Annotated in this window: 20 protein-coding genes and 1 pseudogene; 13 read left to right on the top strand and 8 right to left on the bottom strand. The window is 72.5% G+C overall.

All coding sequences use genetic code 11. The features are described 5' to 3' along the window. Positions 1 to 16: 16 nt before the first annotated feature. Positions 17 to 724, top strand: a complete 708-nt coding sequence (locus R2E43_RS00635; protein ID WP_078653048.1) for a TetR/AcrR family transcriptional regulator — start codon at positions 17 to 19, stop codon at positions 722 to 724. A 78-nt stretch (positions 725 to 802) separates the two neighbouring features. Beyond that, entirely contained in the window at positions 803 to 1,993 is a 1,191-nt protein-coding gene (locus R2E43_RS00630; protein ID WP_319127879.1) for an FAD-dependent oxidoreductase, read from the top strand. 42 nt (positions 1,994 to 2,035) lie between these two features. Here R2E43_RS00630 and R2E43_RS00625 read toward each other — a convergent pair whose 3' ends face one another. Then, a complete protein-coding gene (locus tag R2E43_RS00625) occupies positions 2,036 to 2,890 on the bottom strand; it encodes a helix-turn-helix transcriptional regulator (protein WP_003971433.1) in 855 nt (284 codons plus the stop codon). Positions 2,891 to 3,027: 137 nt separating this feature from the next. Here R2E43_RS00625 and R2E43_RS00620 point away from each other — a divergent pair, with 137 nt between their 5' ends. After that, a complete protein-coding gene (locus R2E43_RS00620) occupies positions 3,028 to 3,312 on the top strand; it encodes an Atu4866 domain-containing protein (protein WP_003971432.1) in 285 nt (94 codons plus the stop codon). Between the two features lie 33 nt (positions 3,313 to 3,345). Here R2E43_RS00620 and R2E43_RS00615 read toward each other — a convergent pair whose 3' ends face one another. After that, positions 3,346 to 3,996 carry an MBL fold metallo-hydrolase gene (locus tag R2E43_RS00615; protein ID WP_011031843.1) on the bottom strand — a complete coding sequence of 217 codons (651 nt, stop codon included), beginning with the start codon at positions 3,994 to 3,996 and terminating at the stop codon, positions 3,346 to 3,348. A 99-nt stretch (positions 3,997 to 4,095) separates the two neighbouring features. Between R2E43_RS00615 and R2E43_RS00610 the strand changes: the two genes are divergently transcribed. From R2E43_RS00610 to R2E43_RS00595, 4 genes are all read left to right on the top strand, one after another. After that, positions 4,096 to 4,524 carry a MarR family winged helix-turn-helix transcriptional regulator gene (locus R2E43_RS00610; RefSeq protein ID WP_030864577.1) on the top strand — a complete coding sequence of 143 codons (429 nt, stop codon included), beginning with the start codon at positions 4,096 to 4,098 and terminating at the stop codon, positions 4,522 to 4,524. A gap of 108 nt (positions 4,525 to 4,632) precedes the next feature. After that, on the top strand, positions 4,633 to 5,379 hold the full coding sequence (locus R2E43_RS00605; RefSeq protein WP_003971429.1) for a phosphotransferase family protein: 747 nt from the start codon (positions 4,633 to 4,635) through the stop codon (positions 5,377 to 5,379). Between the two features lie 58 nt (positions 5,380 to 5,437). Further along, entirely contained in the window at positions 5,438 to 6,988 is a 1,551-nt protein-coding gene (locus R2E43_RS00600) for a sensor histidine kinase (protein WP_332055785.1), read from the top strand. A 7-nt stretch (positions 6,989 to 6,995) separates the two neighbouring features. Beyond that, positions 6,996 to 7,676: a response regulator transcription factor gene (locus R2E43_RS00595; protein ID WP_332055784.1), complete on the top strand. Its 681-nt coding sequence runs from the start codon at positions 6,996 to 6,998 to the stop codon at positions 7,674 to 7,676. Here R2E43_RS00595 and R2E43_RS00590 read toward each other — a convergent pair. Further along, a pseudogene (locus R2E43_RS00590) lies at positions 7,668 to 8,357 on the bottom strand (phosphatase PAP2 family protein); the annotation flags it as partial. The gene R2E43_RS00595 and the pseudogene R2E43_RS00590 sit on opposite strands and share 9 nt — an antisense overlap. Before the next feature lie 141 nt (positions 8,358 to 8,498). Here R2E43_RS00590 and R2E43_RS00585 point away from each other — a divergent pair. From R2E43_RS00585 to R2E43_RS00575, 3 genes are all read left to right on the top strand, one after another. Then, positions 8,499 to 9,038, top strand: a complete 540-nt coding sequence (locus R2E43_RS00585; RefSeq protein WP_030864582.1) for a GNAT family N-acetyltransferase — start codon at positions 8,499 to 8,501, stop codon at positions 9,036 to 9,038. A gap of 65 nt (positions 9,039 to 9,103) precedes the next feature. Then, positions 9,104 to 9,907 (top strand): SAM-dependent methyltransferase, encoded by an 804-nt coding sequence (locus R2E43_RS00580; RefSeq protein WP_030864584.1) that lies wholly within the window; start codon positions 9,104 to 9,106, stop codon positions 9,905 to 9,907. Positions 9,908 to 10,170: 263 nt separating this feature from the next. Further along, the gene (locus R2E43_RS00575; protein ID WP_011031851.1) at positions 10,171 to 10,626 is read left to right on the top strand and encodes an SRPBCC family protein; all 456 of its coding nucleotides are present in this window, start codon (positions 10,171 to 10,173) and stop codon (positions 10,624 to 10,626) included. Positions 10,627 to 10,679: 53 nt separating this feature from the next. Here R2E43_RS00575 and R2E43_RS00570 read toward each other — a convergent pair whose 3' ends face one another. The 3 genes from R2E43_RS00570 to R2E43_RS00560 all read right to left on the bottom strand — a co-directional run bounded on the left by R2E43_RS00570 (position 10,680) and on the right by R2E43_RS00560 (position 12,757). Further along, positions 10,680 to 11,093 (bottom strand): hypothetical protein, encoded by a 414-nt coding sequence (locus tag R2E43_RS00570; protein WP_003971423.1) that lies wholly within the window; start codon positions 11,091 to 11,093, stop codon positions 10,680 to 10,682. 103 nt (positions 11,094 to 11,196) lie between these two features. Then, positions 11,197 to 11,970 carry a hypothetical protein gene (locus R2E43_RS00565; protein ID WP_332055783.1) on the bottom strand — a complete coding sequence of 258 codons (774 nt, stop codon included), beginning with the start codon at positions 11,968 to 11,970 and terminating at the stop codon, positions 11,197 to 11,199. Between the two features lie 130 nt (positions 11,971 to 12,100). Further along, the gene (locus tag R2E43_RS00560) at positions 12,101 to 12,757 is read right to left on the bottom strand and encodes a TetR/AcrR family transcriptional regulator (protein WP_030864587.1); all 657 of its coding nucleotides are present in this window, start codon (positions 12,755 to 12,757) and stop codon (positions 12,101 to 12,103) included. 150 nt (positions 12,758 to 12,907) lie between these two features. Here R2E43_RS00560 and R2E43_RS00555 point away from each other — a divergent pair, with 150 nt between their 5' ends. The 3 genes from R2E43_RS00555 (at position 12,908) to R2E43_RS00545 (ending at position 15,609) form a co-directional block, all read left to right on the top strand. Then, positions 12,908 to 13,918 carry a hypothetical protein gene (locus R2E43_RS00555; RefSeq protein ID WP_030864589.1) on the top strand — a complete coding sequence of 337 codons (1,011 nt, stop codon included), beginning with the start codon at positions 12,908 to 12,910 and terminating at the stop codon, positions 13,916 to 13,918. A 108-nt stretch (positions 13,919 to 14,026) separates the two neighbouring features. Next, positions 14,027 to 14,788: a maleylpyruvate isomerase family mycothiol-dependent enzyme gene (locus R2E43_RS00550; protein ID WP_332055782.1), complete on the top strand. Its 762-nt coding sequence runs from the start codon at positions 14,027 to 14,029 to the stop codon at positions 14,786 to 14,788. A 236-nt stretch (positions 14,789 to 15,024) separates the two neighbouring features. After that, positions 15,025 to 15,609, top strand: coding sequence for a DinB family protein (locus tag R2E43_RS00545; protein WP_189284102.1), 585 nt, complete (start codon positions 15,025 to 15,027; stop codon positions 15,607 to 15,609). A gap of 182 nt (positions 15,610 to 15,791) precedes the next feature. On the opposite strand, the gene R2E43_RS00540 is transcribed toward R2E43_RS00545, so the two are convergent. Continuing rightward, a complete protein-coding gene (locus tag R2E43_RS00540) occupies positions 15,792 to 16,046 on the bottom strand; it encodes a hypothetical protein (protein ID WP_332055781.1) in 255 nt (84 codons plus the stop codon). Positions 16,047 to 17,103: 1,057 nt separating this feature from the next. Then, a complete protein-coding gene (locus tag R2E43_RS00535; protein ID WP_247703456.1) occupies positions 17,104 to 18,519 on the bottom strand; it encodes a helix-turn-helix domain-containing protein in 1,416 nt (471 codons plus the stop codon). Positions 18,520 to 18,585: the final 66 nt, after the last annotated feature.

Raw genomic sequence — 18,585 nt, 5'->3', positions numbered from 1 at the left:
CGTTACGATCGGGGGCATGGCAGCGAGAAGAGCCCCGATCAGCCGCCGGGACCGTCCGGCGAAGCCCGCACTGTCCCGGCGGTGGATCGTCGACACCGCGGTGGCGCTCATGCGTGCGGAGGGGCTGGAGAAGGTCACCATGCGCCGTCTGGCGCAGGAGCTGGACACCGGCCCCGCCTCCCTCTACGTGTACGTGGCGAACACCGCCGAACTGCACGCGGCCGTGCTGGACGCGCTGCTGGGCGAGGTCGACCTCACCGGTGCGGGCGCCGAGGAGGACTGGCGCGAGCAGCTCCGGGCCGTACTGACCTCGTACACCCTCGTCCTGTTCGCACACCCCCAGCTCGCCCGGTCGGCTCTGGTCGCCCGCCCCAGCGGAGAGAACTACCTGCGTCTCGTGGAACGGGTCCTCGAACTGCTCGCCCGCAGCGGAGCCCCTGGCGCGCAGGTCGCCTGGGGCGTGGACAAGCTCTTGCAGGACGCCACCGCCACCGCCGCCGAGCAGGCGACCCAGGAGCACGATCCGGCGTCCCACGAGGACTGGAGCGCCACCGTCCGGGCCCTGCGCGACGCGGACGAGGCCACCCATCCCGCGATCGCCTCCCACATGCCCCTGCTCATCGCAGGCTCCGCCCACGACCGCCTGCGCTGGTCGTTCGACGTCCTGGTCAACGGCATCACCCGCACGCCCGTCCCCGGCCCGGCGCGCGGCGCGGCCGGCTGAGGGGGCCGCATCCAGCTGTCGAACCCGTCGCTGCCCAGCCCTTCTGCATGCGCATGGGCGAACTTGTTCGCTACGAACATGTTCGTTACGCTGGAGGTGTCCGACCGCGCACCCCTGGAGGCCACCATGAGCACCCCTCACCACCCCGTCGCGATCATCGGCGGCGGCCTGGGCGGCCTCACCGCCGCCCGGGTCCTGCACGTCAACGGAATCGAGTCGGCGGTCTTCGACCTGGAGTCGGGCCCCGAGGCCCGCACGCAGGGCGGCATGCTCGACATCCACGAGGAGAACGGCCAGGAGGCGATCCGCGCCGCCGGCCTCCACGACGAGTTCCGCGAGATCATCCACGAGGGCGGTCAGGCGATGCGCCTGGTCGGCCCCGACGGCACGGTCCGTGTCGCCACCGAGGACCAGGGCGACGGCGGCCGCCCCGAGGTCGACCGGGGCGACCTGCGCGGCCTGCTGCTGAACTCCCTCCCCGACGGCACGGTCCACTGGCGGCACAAGGCCACCGGAGCCCGAGCACTGGACGACGGCCGGCACGAGGTCACTTTCGCCGACGGCTCGGCCCTCACCACCGACCTCCTCATCGGTGCCGACGGCGCCTGGTCCCGCATCCGGCCGCTGCTCTCGGACGCCGAGCCCGCCTACACCGGCATCTCCTTCGTGGAGAGCGACCTGCACGAGGCCGACACCCGCCACCCGCGCAGCGCGGCCCTCGTCGGCGGTGGCTTCTTCATCAGCCTCGGCGACCGGCGCGGCTTCCTCGCCCACCGCGAGACCGACGGCAGCCTGCACGTCTACACCGCGCTCAGGGCGGACGCGGGCTGGATCGACACCGTCGACTTCACCGACCACGCCGCCGCCAAAGCCGCGGTCCTCGCCCACTTCGACGGCTGGGACGAGGGCCTGCGCGGCCTCGTCGCCCACGCGGAGACCATTACTCCGCGCCGCATCCACGCCCTGCCCGTCGGACACCGCTGGAAGCGGACCCCCGGCGTCACCCTGCTCGGTGACGCGGCCCACCTGATGTCCCCCTTCGCCGGTGAGGGCGCCAACCTCGCCATGTACGACGGCGCCGAACTCGCCCTCGCCCTCGCCGCTCACCCCGGCGACACCGAGGCCGCGCTCACCCAGTACGAGGAAGGCCTCTTTCCCCGCAGTGAGGCGTCCGCCGTCGAGTCCGCCGGAAGCCTGGACACCATGTTCGGCACGGACGGCCTGGAGCAGATGATCGGGTTCTTCGGCGCCGGCCGCGCAGAGGCGTGACCAGGCACTCACGGATTCCGCTCGCGGACCGGCTCGCGGAGCTCAATTCCCGGCCGAGTCGGACGCGCCCTGCCGCCGCTCACCGGCGTGCAGCGAGCCGAGTAGGCCCAGGGCGTGGGCCGACGGGCTGCCCGGCTCGGCGTGGTAGATGACGAGCTGCTGCCCCGGAGCGTCGCGGACGTCGAAGGACTGGTACGTCAGCGAGAGGGTGCCGACGTCCGGGTGGAGGAGCCGCTTGGCGTCCTGGGTCTTGCCGCGCACGGAGTGCTCCGCCCACAGGCGCCGGAACACGGCGCTGTGCTCGGTGAGCGTGTCCACCAGGCGCCTCAGGCGCGGGTGCTCCGGATCAAAGCCGTGCGCCTGGCGCAGGTCGGCGACGACGGCCTGGGCGGCTCGGTCCCACTCCTGGTAGAACTCCCTGCCCGCCGGGTCGAGGAAGATCATGCGGGCCAGGTTGTCCGCGGGCGTGAAGGGGGCGTAGAGCGCGTCGGCCAGGGCGTTGGCGGCCAGGACGTCGAGGGTGCGGCTCATGACGAAGGCGGGGGTGTGGGCGTAGCCGTCCATCAGCTGACGCAGTGCGGGGCCGACCCGTTCGGTCGCGTGCAGCGAGTCCCGGCCGGCCGGTGACACCCCGGCCAGGCGGTGCAGGTGGGCGCGGGCCTCCGGGTCCAGGCGGAGCGCGCGGCCGAGCGCGTCGAGTACCTGCGGAGACGGGTGACGCTCGCGGCCCTGTTCCAGCCGGGTGTAGTAGTCGGCGTTGACCCCGGCCAGGACGGCGACCTCCTCGCGGCGCAGTCCGGCCACCCTGCGCAGGCCGTGGCTCGCCATGTTGACGTCCTGCGGCCGCAGACCGGCGCGGCGCGCGCGCAGGAACTCCCCGAGGTGGTTGTCGTCCATGCCGCCAAGGCTAGGCGGTGCTCCGGTGCGCTGCCCGGGTGTGCCGCACCCAGGCAGCGAACGTCCTGGATCCTCCTGGCCGACCCGCGCAGACTCGGCTGTGCAGAGGCCACGCCCACCGAGGAAGGGAAGGTGCGATGACAGCGAACGCGCGGGACCGGAGCAACCGTGAGAACGCCGACGTGGTCGGCACGTGGGTGACCGCGGACGGCCACATCCGTCAGGAGCTGCTGCCGGACGGGCGCTACGACGAGGCCCGGGGGGATCGGCGCAGCGCGTACACGGGCCGCTACACGGTGACCGGCGACCACCTCGACTACGTCGACGACACCGGCTTCACCGCCACCGGAGACCTGCGGGACGGCGTGCTCCACCACGAGCACCTCGTGCTGTACCGCGAGGAGAAGCCCTCGGCGTCATAGGCGTCGGCACGCCGCGACCGGCGCCGCCGGACCTCACCCGATCCGGACACTCGCGCCCGGTGCCAGCCGACGGTAGCGAGCCGGGACCCCGGGGCCCCGCTCCCCGAGGAAGCCCTCGACCATCGCGGTGCCGACGTCGTTCAGGGCGCCGTCATGGACGGCGTAGGCATCGCGGGGAGCGACCTCGCGCACGTAGTCGATCAGATCGCCGACCGTGGACCAGGGAGCGTGCACGGGCAGCAGCAGCGTGCCGACCGGAGCGTCCGGGACGGTCAGGGCGTCGCCGGGGTGGAACAGGGACTCGTCCACCAGGAACCCGATGTTGGGCATGCGCGGGACATCCGGGTGGATGACCGCGTGCCAGGTTCCGTGCACCGTGAGGTCGAAGCCCGCGACGCTGAAGGCGTCCCCCTCCCCGGTGGTGGAGACCTGCGCGCCGAGACCGTCCAGCCGCTTGGCGACGGAGGAGTTGGTCCAGATGCGCAGACCCGGACGCGCCGCGGCCGCCCGGCGCAGCAACTCCTCCGAGAAGTGGTCGAAGTGCTCGTGCGTCACGAGCACCGCGTCAGCGCCGTCCAACGCCTCGGGGCCGGTCAGACCGCCCGGGTCGACGACCAGGCGGCGCCCGTCCTTCTCGAGCCGCACACACGCATGACCGAACTTGGTGAGTTCCACGACCGCCATGTCCTTGTCCTCCGCCTTCATCGAGCAGCACGTGTGCTCGTTTGTTTTGTACAACCTAACTGTACAACTGGATGTGGGAGAACCGGCTAGGATGTCTCCATGGACGAAGACGCGCTGGCCGAGGAGCTGCGACGGTCGATCGGTGAGCTGGTCCGGGCAGTAAGAGCCGTGGACACCATGCCCCCCGGCGAAGCCGCCATCCTCGGATTCCTCGACCGCGACGGCCCCCTGACCACGGCCGACCTCGCCCGACTGCGCGGCGTCACACACCAGTCGGCCGCCAAGTCGGTCAAGGACCTCTCCGCCGCCGGCCTGGTCCGCGGGGAGCCGCACCCCGGCGACGGCCGCAAGCTCCTGCTGCGCCTCACCGACGCCGGCCGCTCCCGTCTCCGGCGCGAGCGCACCCGTCGCGCGGGCGCCCTCGGCACCGCCATCCGCGAGACCTTCGACCCCGACGAGAGACGGCGGCTGAGCGAGTCGGTCGCCCTGCTGTCCCGCCTGACGGCCCACCTCACCGGACGCCGGTAGGCGGCCGCCTTCGAGAAGCCGATCGGAGTTCACCTGCGACGGCACTCGTCGGCAGGTGGACGGAAAACCGGGGGACGCCGGCGATCACTGCCGGGATACTGGTCGCCCATGGATGAGGTCGAAGTCGTCGTCGCCCATTCCGAGCGTGCGACCCTGCGCGTCGGTGACGTGTTCCTGAAGGTGGACGCGGACCAGGCGCGCATCGACGCCGAGATCGAGACGATGTCCCGCGTGCCGGTCCCGACCCCGCAGGTCCTGTGGCACCAGCCGCCCGTGCTCGCGATCACCGCACTGCCGGGGACGACGCTCGGTCGCCTCGGCGGGCCGTCGACCGGGTCGCCGGCGGGGTGGGCCGCGGCGGGCGCCGCCATCCGGAAGCTGCACGACGCGCCGTTGCCGCCCTGGCGGGGCCGGGCCGGCCGGAGCGTCGCCGCGCTGGCGGCGGAACTCGACGACGAGTGCGCGTCGCTCGTCACGAACGGCGTCCTGCCCGCCGACCTGGTCACCCGCAACCGCCGGGTCGCCGAGGCAGCGCTCCGGCCGTGGACTGCGGCGTTCACGCACGGCGACCTGCAGATCGCACACGTCTTCGTCGACGGCGACGAGGTCACGGGCATCATCGACTGGTCCGAGGCGGGCCAAGGAGACCCCCTGTACGACCTCGCGACATTCACCCTCGGACACGAGGAGCACCTCGACGACGTCATCGCCGGCTATGGCGCCGACATCGACATCGACGTGATCCACGCATGGTGGTCGTTGCGAAGCCTGCTGGCGGTTCGCTGGCTGAGCGAGCACGGCTTCGACCCCTTCGCGCCGGGCTGCGAGGTCGACGTGCTGAGATCCCTGATGTGAGGCCACGGCCCACGCGGGCGACCTCCGCGCCCGAGCCGTACCGCCGTCGGCGGTCGCGGTGCGGGGCGCACGGAATGAGACTTTCGGCAGTGGCCGGCCGTCGTCCGAGGTCCGTACCGTCACCTCCGTGGACAGCACACTGACCGACAACGGGACGGCAGCAACGCCCCGGAACACGCTCCCGCGGCTGGTACGTGATCCAGCGACCCTCCTCAACACGGCCACCGCGGTGGCCGCCGGCCTGAGCGTGACCGACCTGCGGTGGACGGTTCCGACCGCCGTCACCGCGTTCCTCGCGGGACGCCGGCCCGGGCGGACGGCCCCGACGGCGCTCGCCCTGCTCGCGGTTCTCGCGGCCGGTGTGACCGCCCTGGCCGTCGTTCCCGCCTGGCTCCCGCTGGCCGGCCGGTTCGTGGCCGTGGTGGTCGCCGCCATGATGCTGCCCTGGTTCGCGGGCCGGTTCTGGTGCCAGTACCGCCAGCTCGTCCGGGCCGGGTGGGAGCGCGCCGGTCAACTGCAACGCGAGCAGCAACTGATCGCCGACCAGGCGAGGTTGCGGGAGCGGACGCGCATCGCGCAGGACATGCACGACGTGCTGGGACACGACCTCAGCCTGATCGCCCTGTCGGCCGGCGCGCCCAAACTCGCGCCGGACCTCGCGGAACACCACCAGAGGGCGGCGGCCGACATCCGGGCCAGGGCGGCGGGCGCGGTGGAGCGCCTCGGCGAGGTGATCGGTGTCCTGCGGGAGGAGACCGGCGCGACCCCGGTCGAGCCGGACGACCCCGGCCTCACCCGGCTGACCTCCGAAGCGTCCGAGGCCGGCCTCCCCGTGGAGCTGCGCGTCGACGGCGAGACGGACGATCTGCCGCCCGTGGTGGCGCGGGCGGCGCACCGGGTGGTGCAGGAGGCCCTCACCAACGTGGCCAAACACGCGCCGGGCGCGAGGACCACCGTTCATGTGACGCACACGGCAACCCGGACGGAGGTCGTCGTGGAGAACGGCCCACCGCCGTCCGCCGACCGGGTACGGACCCGGCCCGGCATCGGAGGGCTCGGCCTGATCGGCCTCGGGGAACGGGTGCGGCTGACCGGCGGCTCGTTCCGGCACGGGCCGCGCGACGGAGGCTACGCGGTCGTCGCCCGCATTCCGCACCACCCCTCGCCGCCCGCGCACCACCCCTCGCCGCCCCCGCCCTCGCCGCTCGCGCTCCCGGCCTCCCGCGACGACGCGCTGCCGCAGGAACACCGCCGCGCCCGGCGCAGGGCCGGCCGGACCCTGGTCGCCGCGGCCATGGTGCCCCTGGTGACGGCGGCGCTGCTGAGCGGGGTGCTCATGGTCTGGGAGACCCGGTCGGCGGCACAGTCGGTCCTGGACCCGCGTGACTACGCCCGCCTGCACGTGGGGCAGGATCGTTCCGAGGTACGGCGCTTCCTGCCGGAACGGCAGACCGACTACCGGCCGCCGACCGACGAGCCGATGGGAGAGGGCACGACGTGCGAGTACTACGCGATGACGGCCGACCGCTTCGACGACCGGTCCGGCGACGCCTACCGGCTCTGCTTCCGGGAGGACACCCTGGTGTCCCTGGGTACGGTCGCCCCGTGAGCGCGCGATGATCCGGGTGCTGATCGCCGACGACGAGCCGATGATCCGTGCCGGGGTGCGCGCCGTCCTCGCCACCGCCGCGGACATCGACGTCGTCGCCGAAGCCGCCGACGGGCACGACGCCGTGGAACTGGTGCGACGCCACCGTCCCGCGGTCGCCGTACTCGACATCCGCATGCCGGGCCTCAACGGCATCGACGCCGCCGCGGAGATCCGCACCGCCGTGCCGGGCACCGGCGTCATCATGCTCACGACCTTCGGCGAGGACGACTACATCCTGCAGGCCCCGGGCGGCGGCGCGGCCGGTTTCCTGATCAAGTCGGGCGAGCCCGAGGAACTGCTCACCGGAGTCCGCGCGGTGGCCGGGGGAGCCGCCTACCTGTCACCGCGGGTCGCGGCCCGGGTCGTCGCGCACCTCGCCGCCACGGGAGCCGGCACCCTGGCCGGTCGGCGTTCCGCTGCCCGTGACCGGGTCGCGGCCCTCACCGCCCGGGAACGAGACGTACTCGCCCTTCTCGGCGCCGGTCTGTCCAACGGTCAGATCGCCCGGCGACTGCATGTGGTGGAGGGAACGGTCAAAGCCCACGTGAGCTCCCTTCTGGCGAGGCTGGGCGTCGACAACCGGGCCGCCGCCGCGGTCGTGGCTCATGAGGCCGGCATCATCGCGCCGCAGCCTCCCCAGCCGTGAGGCCGCACCCTGGGCCGCGGGCCAGAACACGAGGAGCACCGCCGCCACGACGGCGCCGCCGAGCGTCGCACCGGCAAGCACGTCGTGCGGGTAGTGCACCCCCACCAGCACGCGCAGCAGTGCGGCCGCCCCGGCCAACGGCAGCGTGACCACGGCGAGCCGGGGCCGCAGGACGGCGAGCCCGACGGCCAGCCCGGCGGCCAGGGTGGCGTGGTTGCTCGGGAACGACCAGTCCCCGACGCCCGGGCACTCCGCGACCGACTCGGCCCCGGCATCGAGCGCACGGCAGGGACGTTCCTCGTCCACCACGAGTTTCAGTGCCTCACTTCCCGCGTAGGCCACGACGGTGCCGAGGCCGGTCAGCACGGCCCCGGCGACCCCTCGGGCGTCCTTGCGGCGCACCGCCGTCCACGCCGCCCACAGCAGCAGCGCTCCGAGGATCACGAGCGTGCCCTCGGTGGCCGCTTCCAGAGCGGCCGCCGCCCATGACGGCGCGTCCGCCAACGCCCCCGTGACCGACCGGTACGCGGACGCCGAAGCCCCGCCGGTGACCTCGACGGGGCCGGCCCGGCCCAGCCCGCCGGGGGACAGCCACGCGAGCACTCCTGCTCCCGTACCCAGGACGGCCGACGCACCGAGCCACCGGCCGGCCCGGACCTTCTTTCGCGGTTCTCGTTCCATGAGCGGAAACGTAGAAGCACGCCCGCCCGGACACCCGGGCCGAACGGCAACCCCGGGCCCCGACGATCGTCGGGGTTGACAACGCGTCGAAGTCGCCAGCGAGCGATGTCCGGTGTCCGCCGGGCTTGTTAGCCTGCGCCCATGTCAGACCTGGGGCCCGTCGCTTGGCCGCCCGTACCGATCAGAACCGCGAGACTCGTGCTCCGGGAGCCCGGGGCCGCGGACCGTGCCGCGTTCGTCGAGCTGCTGGCGTCGCCCGAGGTGCACACCTACCTCGGCGGTCCGCGCCCCCGTGCGGAACTGGAGCGTGAGCTGCCCGGGACCCCCGAGCGATGGCCCGGGAGCTTCGTCGTCGACCTCGACGGGGAGATGATCGGGCAGGTCCTGCTCAGGCGAACACGGGAGCACTGCTGCCCGGTTGCGGTGGGGAAGGTCGATCTCGGCTACCTGTTCCTGCCGCGGGCGTGGGGACTCGGGTACGCCGCCGAGGCGTGCGCGGCGGCACTGGACTGGCTCGACGGCGTCCTTCCGGGCGAGCCGGTGGTGCTCAACACGCAGACCGCCAACACCGGCTCGATGCGCCTGGCGGCCAAGCTGGGCTTCACCGAGGTGGAGCGGTTCCGGGCCTGGGACGCCGAGCAGTGGCTGGGCCTGCGGCCCCCGCTCACGCCGTCCGTCTGAGCCCGCGGCGCCGGGAAGTTCGGTACTTCGCTCCCAGCCGTACTGCGTTGTGTGAAGCTTCGTCCATGACTGATCCGCGCGAAGAAGCCGGGGCGCGACTGCAGACCGATCGGCCGCACTCCGCCCGGGTCTGGAACTACCTGCTGGGAGGCAAGGACAACTACCCCGTCGACAGCGAGGCCGGCGACGTCATCCTGACGACGTTTCCGGAGTTCGCCGCCGTCGCCCGCCTGCAACGGCGGTTCCTGGCACGCGCGGTACGCTTCCTGGCCGGCGAGGTCGGCATCCGCCAGTTCCTCGACATCGGCACCGGACTGCCCACCGCGGACAACACGCACGAGCTGGCCCAGCGCATCGCGCCGGAGAGCCGCATCGTGTACGTGGACAACGACCCCCTCGTCCTCACACATGCCCGGGCGCTGCTCACCAGCACACCCGAAGGCGCCTGCGCCTACGTCGACGCCGATGTCAGGCACCCGGAGCGGATCCTGGCCGAAGCCGCCAGAACCCTGGACCTCAGCCGCCCCGTCGCGCTGACCGCCCTCGGGATCATGGGGCAGATCTCCGACGCCGAGCGTCCCGCGGAGCTGCTGGACACACTGATGGCGGCGCTGCCCCGGGGCAGCTGCCTGGCCCTGAGCGACGGCACCGACAACAACGAGGCACTGAACAGGGCGGTCCAGGTCTACAACGGCCAGTCGGCCAACACCTACCACCTGCGCTCCCCGCAGGAGATCGCCGCCTTCTTCACCGGACTGGACCTGGTGGACCCCGGGGTCGTCGCCACGGCTTCCTGGCGCCCGGACGCGGGCAGGCCCGAAGAACCCACGGCCGACGTGTCCGTCTGCGGGGTCGCGGCCAAGAACTGACGCACCGTGCCGCCGGCCGGAACGGGTCCGGTCCGGCCGCCGACCTGCCGGGCTCGGCCATCGGCCCCGACCGGGGAAGGCTCGCCGCCGCAGCCGTCGGGAGGCGCCTCGCCCGGACGGACCCATGCCTCGGCGCGTTTCCCTGGGCCACCGAAGCACCGGGCTAGTGTCGACGGGCGCGCCGCAGACTGCGGATCGTCTCGTGCCCCGCCCCGTCACCCGTCGCCCCGTCGCCGCCGCCGTCCCGAGGGAGCGTGTTCAGCTTGGCCCGGAACCGTCGTCTGATCCTGAGTACCCCGTCCGAGGTCTGGAGCCTGCTCTCCGACGGACACCGCTACGGGGAATGGGTGACCGGAACCCAGCGGGTCCTCGCCGCGGACCCGCACTGGCCCCAGGTGGGCGCCCGGTTGCGCGTCCGGGTCGGGGCCGGCCCGCTGGTCCTCGACGACACCTGCGTCGTCCGCATCTGCGAACCCGAACGCCGCCTGGAACTGGAGGCGCAGGCCGAGCCGTTCGGCGCGGCCCGCATCGCCATGAAGCTGGTGCCCTGGGGCGACGCCACGCTCTTCGTACTCGACTGGCACGCCTTGCGGGGCCCGGGCATCCGGATGCACGGACTGCCCGTGGACTACCTGGTCGAGGTCCGCAACGGCATGATGCTGACCAAGCTGGCCCGGATCGCGGTCCGGGAGCACGACCGCACCCTTCAGCGGGGCTGACGGAGCGGACGGCACGATCTCGACAGAGGTTCGCGGTGGCGTGCGGGCCGGGGTCACATGTAGATCGTGGCAAGGTAGATCTCGTCCACTCCGGTGATCCCCTTGATGCCGTCCGTGCCGGCCGAGGGGTCTACGTCGAACTCGATGTCATCGTCTCCCCAGCCGGCCGTCGCGACGGTCGAGACCTTCACGCCGGAGGCCGTCTCCCAGCCGATCTCCCACATCACGAGAACGGCGCCGAACGCGGTGCAGTGGAGGTCGCCGTAGGCCCGGGCGGAGCCGTCCTCGTTGACGCACACGGTGATCGTTCCGTAGCCCTTGCTCACCTCCTTGGTCTCGGTGACACAGCCGGGCGCCGCCGACGCGGTGGCGCCCGGCGCGGTGACCGCCGAGGCGGCGGGTGCGGCGGCGACGGACATGCCGCCGAGGAGAACTGCGGAAAGCAGGGCAGAGGCGAGCTTCTTCACGGGATGCCTTTCACCGAACACGACAGGGTCACCGTGAAGCTAGCGGCGAGCGTTATCGTCGGAATATCCAGAGATGCACACGGCAGATGCCGATCGCCCCCACTCAGCCGGAAGGGTTCTGTGCCGCCTCGCGGGCTTCGGTGAGGGCGCGCTGCCTGAGGCCGCCGAACAACCGCATCGTGGTGGCGGCCAGGATGTCATCCCTGCCGATGGTCCGTCCGTCCGCGCTGCGGGCGGACAGGGCCCCAAGGAAATCCTTGGGGAACGGAGCCGGGGCCGGTTCGTCCGGCATGGCCTGGACGACCGAACCGAAGCGTTTGACCCCGCCCTCACGGACGACCATGGCCGCGTCCCGGGCCAGGTCCGTCAAGAACACGCTCGCGATTCCGTCCAGGTCGCGGACCATCGCCGGGACGGCCGCCGTGCCCCGGCTCCGCAGCAGCTTCCTGACCCCCGCCTCGAACCTGTGGGCGCCGACCACAGCACTCGGCCTGCGCGACCCGCCGCGCCCACGCGACGGCACGACGACGCCCTCCGCGTCGTACACGACACCGGTCAGGCCTCGAAACGTCGGGCTGTGGTCGTACCACGTGGTCCCCACCTCCAACTCGACGTTCCGGTCGATCGCCGAGAGAAGGTCCCCGGGAATCAGCTTCCTCCGGTCCTCCTCCGCCGCCGCTGCCCTCGCACCCTGGACGATCTCCGTCAGCACCGTCCGCGTCACCGACGCGGCGGCCCACGCGGCCGACCGGGAGACGTGCATCGGGGTCACGTCCCTGAACACCGCTTTGACGAGAGGGGGCTTGAACGGCGACTCACTCGTGACCGAGGTGCTCTGCGGATCGCTGCGCCCGGCGCCTGCGTGCTGGGTGGTCATCGGAGGAAGCGCTCCCTGCTGCCGAAGTTGCCAAAGGCCCGTCGAAGCGGCGCCCGGGCAGGGTGCCGACGGTCCCGTCCCGGGTCGCGCGGCAGTGCAGGGGGCGGCGGATGCCCCAGCTGCGTCGGTGTCACGGCTGCCCACCTTGCTCCGCGGCGTCGAACGCGGGCGCGAGCGGGGCCAGCGCCGCGCGGAGCTGGTCCGCCAGTGAACCGGAGGGCACGAGCAGTCCTCCGGCGGCGAGACTCCCGGCGGTCTCCGCGCTCCCGGCAGGCCGCAGCCAGCCTTCCAGCGCGATGCGCACCGCCGCGGTCACGCTTGCCGCGAGGACGCGGGCCGGGTGGGCTTCGGCGTTTCGCAGGCGTTCGGCGATCACCGCGGTGAGAGGGAGCTCGATGCCGGCCGTGGTGTCGAGGAACGCGTCGCGCAGCGCGGTCCGGGTGGTGATCAGCAGCAGCGCCCGGTGTTCACGCTCGCCGGTGTTCGTGTACTGCTCGACCACTGCTTCGGTGACGGCGTCGGCCAGGCGCACTCCTGCGGGCCGGGCCGCGACCGCCGCGGCGATGCGCGCCTCCCGGTCCGCGGTCACGGCGGAGACGATGGCCTGCTCGCGGCTGGCGAAGTAGTTGTTGTAGGTGCGCGGCGAGACCCCGGCCGCCTCGGCGATGTCCTCGACCCGCACCCGGTCCGGTCCGCGCTCCACGGCCAGGCGCAGCGCCGCTTCGCGCAGCGCCTCGCGCGTGGCCCGCTTCTTCCGCTCCCGCAGCCCCGGTGGTGGTGTCGTCACGGTGTCAGCTTTCCACGCGCGACTGCGTGCCCGCAAACTTGCGCACACGTAAATATGCGGAAGCGCAAACTTGCGTGTACGCACTTTCCCTGTCACTCTCGACCCGCCGACACCGACGGAGAGGACAGCGGCACCATGCGAGCAAGAGGAATGACCTACGACACCGGATTCGTCGTGCACGGCCAGCCGTCCCGCGAGCACTTCGACCCCGCCGTGGTCCGGCGCGAACTCGCCGTCATCCGCGACGACCTGCACTGCAACGCGGTCCAGATCATCGGCGGCGACCCGGACCGCCTGGAGCTGGCCGCCGGCGCCGCCGCCGAGCTCGGCCTGGAGGTCTGGTTCTCGCCCTACCCGCTGGAACTGGACCCCGAACCGATCCTCACGCTCTTCCGCGACTGCGCCGAGCGCGCGGAACGGCTCCGGCAGCGGGGGGCCGCCGTCGTGTTCGTCGCAGGGGTCGAGCTGAGCGTGATGAACCGCGGGTTCCTGTCGGGGGACAGCCCGGAGGAGCGGGTCGAGCACCTGATGCGCCGGCCCGAGCGGCGAGCCGAAGCGATGCGCGAGCTCGGGTCGCGCATCAACGCGTTCCTCCGCGAGGCCGCGGCCACGGTCCGCGAGCGCTTCCGGGGCAGACTCACCTACGCGGCCATCCAGTTCGAGCAGATCGACTGGACCCCGTTCGACATGGTGACGTACGAACTGATCCGCTCCGCAGAGGTCGCCGACCGGTTCCGGGACGCGGTGCGCACCTTGGCGCAGGGTCCGAAGCCGCTCGCCGTCACCGGGTTCGGCACCGCCGCCTACCGCGGCGCGGGGGACCGTGGCGGTCGGGTGCTGGAAGTGGTCGAGCACGACCCGGCGACCAGGGCCCCGGTACGGCTGACCGGCGTGTACGAGCGTGACGAGGCCGGCCAGGCCGCGTATCTGAGCGAACTGCTGGAGATCTTCGAAACCGAGGGGGTGGACAGCGCGTTCGTGTTCCTGTTCGCCCTGCCCGGCTACCCCCACCGCCCGGACGGCGACCCCAGGGACGACCTGGACCGGGCCGGCCTGGGCATCGTCAAACTCCTCGAAGGACGCCGGGGGCAGACCTACCCCGACATGGAATGGGAGCCCAAGGCCGCCTTCACGGCCGTCGCGCAGCGGTACAGGCGGTGACCGAAACGCCAGTCACGCGAGGAGCCTTTGAGCGCCCGTTCGGGAAGGGGGTATGGCGGCCTGGAAAATACGGTGCCGTCGGCTGATCCGGGGTGATAGGCAAGCGATGTGACAGACAGTCTTGAGTACGCAGCCCTGCTGCGACTGATCGACGAGCGGTCGGCCGCGTTCCGGAGTGCGGTTGCCGCCGGGGCGAGCCTCGACGCGCCGGTGCCGTCCTGCTCCGAGTGGACGTTGTTCGATCTGGTGCGGCATCTGGGTACCGGCCAGCGCTGGTGGGCCGCGATCGTCGCCGCGGGCCCGGCCGAGGCTCCGCCGGCCAAGAACACCGCGGGGGTGCCGCGCGAGCTCGAGGCGCTGCTGGCCTGGTACGCCGAGTCGAACGAGCTGCTGCTGAGTGCGCTGCGAGAGGCCGGTCCGGAGCGTGAGTGCTGGACATGGTGGGGCGCCGGCCTGTCGCCGGCGAATGCCTGGGGTGTCGCACGGCGCCGGGTGCACGAGGTACTGGTGCACACCTACGACGCCCAGCTCGCCGCAGGCACCGTGCAGCCGATGCCGCCCGACGTCGCGATCGACGGCGTGGCCGAGTTCCTCGACACCTGCAACTCCACCCCGGCCGCCTGGCCGCACGAGGCCGCCACCATCCACTACCACGCCACCGAGGGCCGCTCCTGGCTCCTGGAGCTCGACGGCACCGGGGCCTGGCCCGCACCCCTCACGGACAGCGCCGCGACCCCCTCCGCTTCGGCCACGGGCACGGCCGAGCAACTGCTCCTCTTCGTCTGGGGCCGCCTCACGCTGAGCGACCTGAAGACCGAGGGCGACCAGCAGGTGTTCGAGCGGCTGATCGCCTGGGAGCCCGAGGAATAGCCTCCGCGTTCGCCGATCACACCCACCCGGTACGCACGACATCGCGCTCACGGATCGCGCGCACGGCCGCAGGCGTCGGAGCAGGCGGCGCAATGGCCCTGGCGCGTGGTGCGGCGGTGCCCACCGCCGGCCGGATCCGTACCTGGCACTCCTGCGCAGCCACTGGCACGGGCCGGGGCGCCGGACCACGTACGGGATGTCGAGAATACGAACGGCCCATGGAAGGTTCATGACGCATGATCGATGAATTCGCGAAGCACACCCTGCACGGGAGACTGCGGCGGGACCGCGAGGCGCTGCTCTGGAAACTCGACGGCCTGTCCGAGTACGACGCCCGCAGACCTCTGACGGCGACCGGGACCAACCTCCTCGGCCTGGTCAAACACGTCGCGACCGTCGAGGCCAGGTACTTCGGCGAGGTCTTCGGCCGCCCCTCCCCGGAACCGCTGTGCCGGTGGCAGGATTCCGACGGCAGCGATCGGTGGGCGGCCGCGGACGAGACCCGCGATCAGATCACCGGCTTCTACCGGCGCACCTGGCAACACTCGGACGCGACGATCAACGAGCTACCCCTCGACGCCCCCGCCCACGTGCCGTGGTGGCCGCAGCCCTGGTCCGACACGAACCTGTTCGCCGTCATCGTCCACGTCCTCGGCGAGTCCGTCCGGCACACCGGGCACGCCGACATCCTGCGCGAGGGCCTCGACGGCCGGACCGGGCTGCGCGCCGAACACGAGGAGCAGATCGACGAGGAAGCCCGGGCCGCCCACCGCGCGCGGATCGAACAGGCCGCCAGGTCGGCCGCCACACTCAAGTCCTGACGCCGCCCGCCACCGCGCACCGCCGGCCCATCCACTCACCCTCGTCGGCCAGGAGCACGGGCGGCTCAACTCGCGCGACGGACCGGCCTGGAAGCCGCTGCTTCCGTCGGGCGAGGTCCAGGGGGTGACCCGGCAGATGTCGATCCACGGCGGAAGACGGTGATGCCTGACCCAGGGCGGCGTCACGGGTAGGTACGCAGCAACGCGGCGATGCCCTCCCGGTTCTCCGGCAGCCCGGCCGCGCGGAACCACAACCAGTTGCCGCCGATGCTGCCCGTCGTCTCGTCGGTGTCCACGAACGCCCCCAGCAGCGCGCGTTGGGCCGAGGTGAGCGAGTGGGCCGGCTCGTAGCCACCGGGGAAGGCTCTGAACAGGATCGGCCCGTTTTCGTGGTCGACGACGGATCTGCGGCCGGCGGCCACCATGGCGGTGGTCACGGCTGCCACCTCCTCGAACGACACGGCCAGATCGAGCGCGGAACGCAGTACGGTGAACCGGAAGCACCCGTCGACCCCACGCAGCGGCTCGGGGGAACCATCCGTCCGTCGTGCGGGGGTCCCGCAGCGCGTCGAGGAGCACGGCGAGAGCGCGGGGCCGGTCGACTCGGACGGGACCGAGCGCGGCGCAGACCCGTACGGCCGGGTCGGAGTCGGCGAGCAGGTCGGAGGTGTCCATTCCCCAAAGGCTCAGCGCCCGCGCCACGGCGGCTCGTTCCCGACGGCCCGTCATCGTGCCCAGCCGGCCCCGCAGCAGCGCGGCGGCGCGCGGTACCCGGTCGGCGAGGGCCGGAGCCGAAAGGAGCGGCAGCGCGACGCCGAGCGCGGACTCATAGATGTGAGGGTCGCAGGAGGAGAGGAACGGTTCGACGGCGTCGTACAGGGCGGGACGGATGTCCCGGCACGCTTGCAGTGCGGCGAGCTCGTCGGGGTCGCGCTTGCCCCGCGTGTCCTCGTGCCAGGGCTGCCACTCCCAGTTCGCCCGGTCCCGCGCCGGATCCTCCCCGTAGGCAGCCGACTCGGCCACCTGGCCCAGCCAGTCGAGCAGGGCGGCCCGCAAGCTGCGCGGCGGCCCGTCGTCCCACGGGAGGTGCCCCTCGTGCTCGGCGAGGCACAGGGGATGGTCGAGGATCGCGGCGACGAACAGCGCCGCGGGGGCGGTGACCGTGTACAGAGAGCCCTGATGCAGCACGCCCATGTCCAACACGGCCAGCGCCTCGGACCGCACCCCGGCATCCTTGTCCAGGAGGGAGCACAGGGCGACGGGTATGTCCTCGCCGGAGCCGTAGGCGTGCCGGTGGGAAGCCCAGTCCGTCTCCAACAGCACTCCTCGAGCCGCTGCCGGCAACCCGCCGAGGATCCGCGTCATGCGATCACGCTCGCTGTTCGTCATGCACGCACCCTGCCAGGACCCACTGACAATCACGGGTGCGGCCCGGCAGGGCCGGTCCAACCCCCTGTCGTCGGCGATGCCTTGCTCCTCGACCTGCCGTGTCCTCTAGCCGTAGGACCCCCACGTGCGGCCCAGGGTGTCGTACATGTACCGCGGCAGGCCCTCGATGGCGGTGGTGCGGAACGGGCGTCCGTCGTCGTCGATGCGCACGGTGCCCGTGCGGCCCTGCGAGGACCAGTCCAGCTCCAGGTACCAGCGGCAGTCGCACGCGCCGGCCGTGGCCGTGACCAGCAGGACCTCGGGGTCCTTTGCCGAGACGCGGTAGGGCATGCGCACGGCCGGGATCGGCGTGCCGGAGTCGTTTCCGGCGACCGCGCGGGCGATGGGGCGGTCCTTGTCCAGGTCCACGGCGAAGGACCGGGGGGTGATCGAGCCGCCGCAGCCCTGGTCCATGGCGTAGGCGTTGCCCTCGACCGGAGCCGCACGGCCGGTCACACGCACGCGCAGATCCTCCAGTACGACGGCGGTGTCGCTGCGCCCCTGCACCGACAGCTGCACGAGCGTCTCTTTGCCGTGCACCGCGTTCTGTGTCGCCGCCCAGGGTGCGGCGTCCTGCGGAGCAGGGGGAGGGGGTACCTGGCTCGGTGGCTTGGCGATGACGTAGTCGTGGCCGCAGCCGAGTTTCCAGGCCTGGGAGTTGACGGACCAGGTGAGCGGCAGCCCGGTCGGCTGTTCGCCGGGGGAGGGGGCGGCAGTCGTTCCGTGCGGGCGGGAGGTGCCTGGCTGCTGTTTCGGGGTGGCTGGGCCGCGCGGCTGCTCGGAGGTGTCGGCGGTGGGGGAGCCGCTCGGACTGGGTGACGCGTCCCGCGGCTCGGACCCTCTGGCCCTGGCCGTACCGGACGCCGTCGGACCGGAGGCGGGTGCGGGACCGTCGGCGGACGCCCGTTGTCTGTCCGGCAGTGCGGACAGGGCTCCGAGCGTTGCGAGTACGGCACAGACGCAGGCAGTCCCCGCCACGAGCGGCCTACGGCGGTACCAGGGGCGGCGCGGGGGCGGGGGTACGGGGGCCGTTCCGGCGGACGGGGCGCCGGTGGGTTGCGGCGTGGCGTCCGTGCCGCCGTCGGTCTCCTGCTCCGTGTCCGCTTCGGCGGCGCCGGGCGCGCCCTGCCCCGGTTCCGCCGTGCGGGGCCGGTGGCGGGCCGCTACGGCCAGCAGCCAACGGCGGTGGAGTTCGAGGCGTTGACCCGGGCTCGCCCCGCACAGGGCGGCGAAGCGCTCCACGGGGGCGAAGTCGAGCGGCACCGTGTCACCGGCGCAGTAGCGGTGCAGCGTCGAGGTGTTCATGCCCAGACGGCGGGCCAGCGAGCCGTAGCTGCGGTCCGTGTGCTCTTTGAGCTCCCTCAGCAGCGCCGCGAACTCGTCGACCGCGTCCGTGCTGTCGCTGTCGTGCTGTGCCGGCACCGGTCTCCCCGTCCTCGTACTGCCCCTGTCCAGCCCGGGACGGCATCCCAGGCATCCCATGTACCTGCACGTCAGACGGGCTGGGATGGTTCCACCGTGCGGGACGGGCCGTCGGCTGTTGCGCCC

This window comes from Streptomyces violaceoruber, assembly GCF_033406955.1.
GTDB lineage: Bacteria > Actinomycetota > Actinomycetes > Streptomycetales > Streptomycetaceae > Streptomyces > Streptomyces violaceoruber.
The sequence above is the reverse complement of the archived record's forward strand: the minus strand, read 5'-3'. Positions and strand labels throughout refer to the sequence as shown.

Excerpts from the sequence above, each read along its gene's own strand:
- R2E43_RS00635 (WP_078653048.1), top strand. The coding sequence starts at position 17 with ATGGCAGCGAGAAGAGCCCCGATCAGCCGCCGGGACCGTCCGGCGAAG.
- R2E43_RS00630 (WP_319127879.1), top strand. The coding sequence starts at position 803 with ATGTTCGTTACGCTGGAGGTGTCCGACCGCGCACCCCTGGAGGCCACC.
- R2E43_RS00625 (WP_003971433.1), bottom strand. The coding sequence starts at position 2,890 with ATGGACGACAACCACCTCGGGGAGTTCCTGCGCGCGCGCCGCGCCGGT.
- R2E43_RS00620 (WP_003971432.1), top strand. The coding sequence starts at position 3,028 with ATGACAGCGAACGCGCGGGACCGGAGCAACCGTGAGAACGCCGACGTG.
- R2E43_RS00615 (WP_011031843.1), bottom strand. The coding sequence starts at position 3,996 with ATGGCGGTCGTGGAACTCACCAAGTTCGGTCATGCGTGTGTGCGGCTC.
- R2E43_RS00610 (WP_030864577.1), top strand. The coding sequence starts at position 4,096 with ATGGACGAAGACGCGCTGGCCGAGGAGCTGCGACGGTCGATCGGTGAG.
- R2E43_RS00605 (WP_003971429.1), top strand. The coding sequence starts at position 4,633 with ATGGATGAGGTCGAAGTCGTCGTCGCCCATTCCGAGCGTGCGACCCTG.
- R2E43_RS00595 (WP_332055784.1), top strand. The coding sequence starts at position 6,996 with ATGATCCGGGTGCTGATCGCCGACGACGAGCCGATGATCCGTGCCGGG.
- R2E43_RS00585 (WP_030864582.1), top strand. The coding sequence starts at position 8,499 with ATGTCAGACCTGGGGCCCGTCGCTTGGCCGCCCGTACCGATCAGAACC.
- R2E43_RS00580 (WP_030864584.1), top strand. The coding sequence starts at position 9,104 with ATGACTGATCCGCGCGAAGAAGCCGGGGCGCGACTGCAGACCGATCGG.
- R2E43_RS00565 (WP_332055783.1), bottom strand. The coding sequence starts at position 11,970 with ATGACCACCCAGCACGCAGGCGCCGGGCGCAGCGATCCGCAGAGCACC.
- R2E43_RS00555 (WP_030864589.1), top strand. The coding sequence starts at position 12,908 with ATGACCTACGACACCGGATTCGTCGTGCACGGCCAGCCGTCCCGCGAG.
- R2E43_RS00545 (WP_189284102.1), top strand. The coding sequence starts at position 15,025 with ATGATCGATGAATTCGCGAAGCACACCCTGCACGGGAGACTGCGGCGG.
- R2E43_RS00535 (WP_247703456.1), bottom strand. The coding sequence starts at position 18,519 with ATGGGATGCCTGGGATGCCGTCCCGGGCTGGACAGGGGCAGTACGAGG.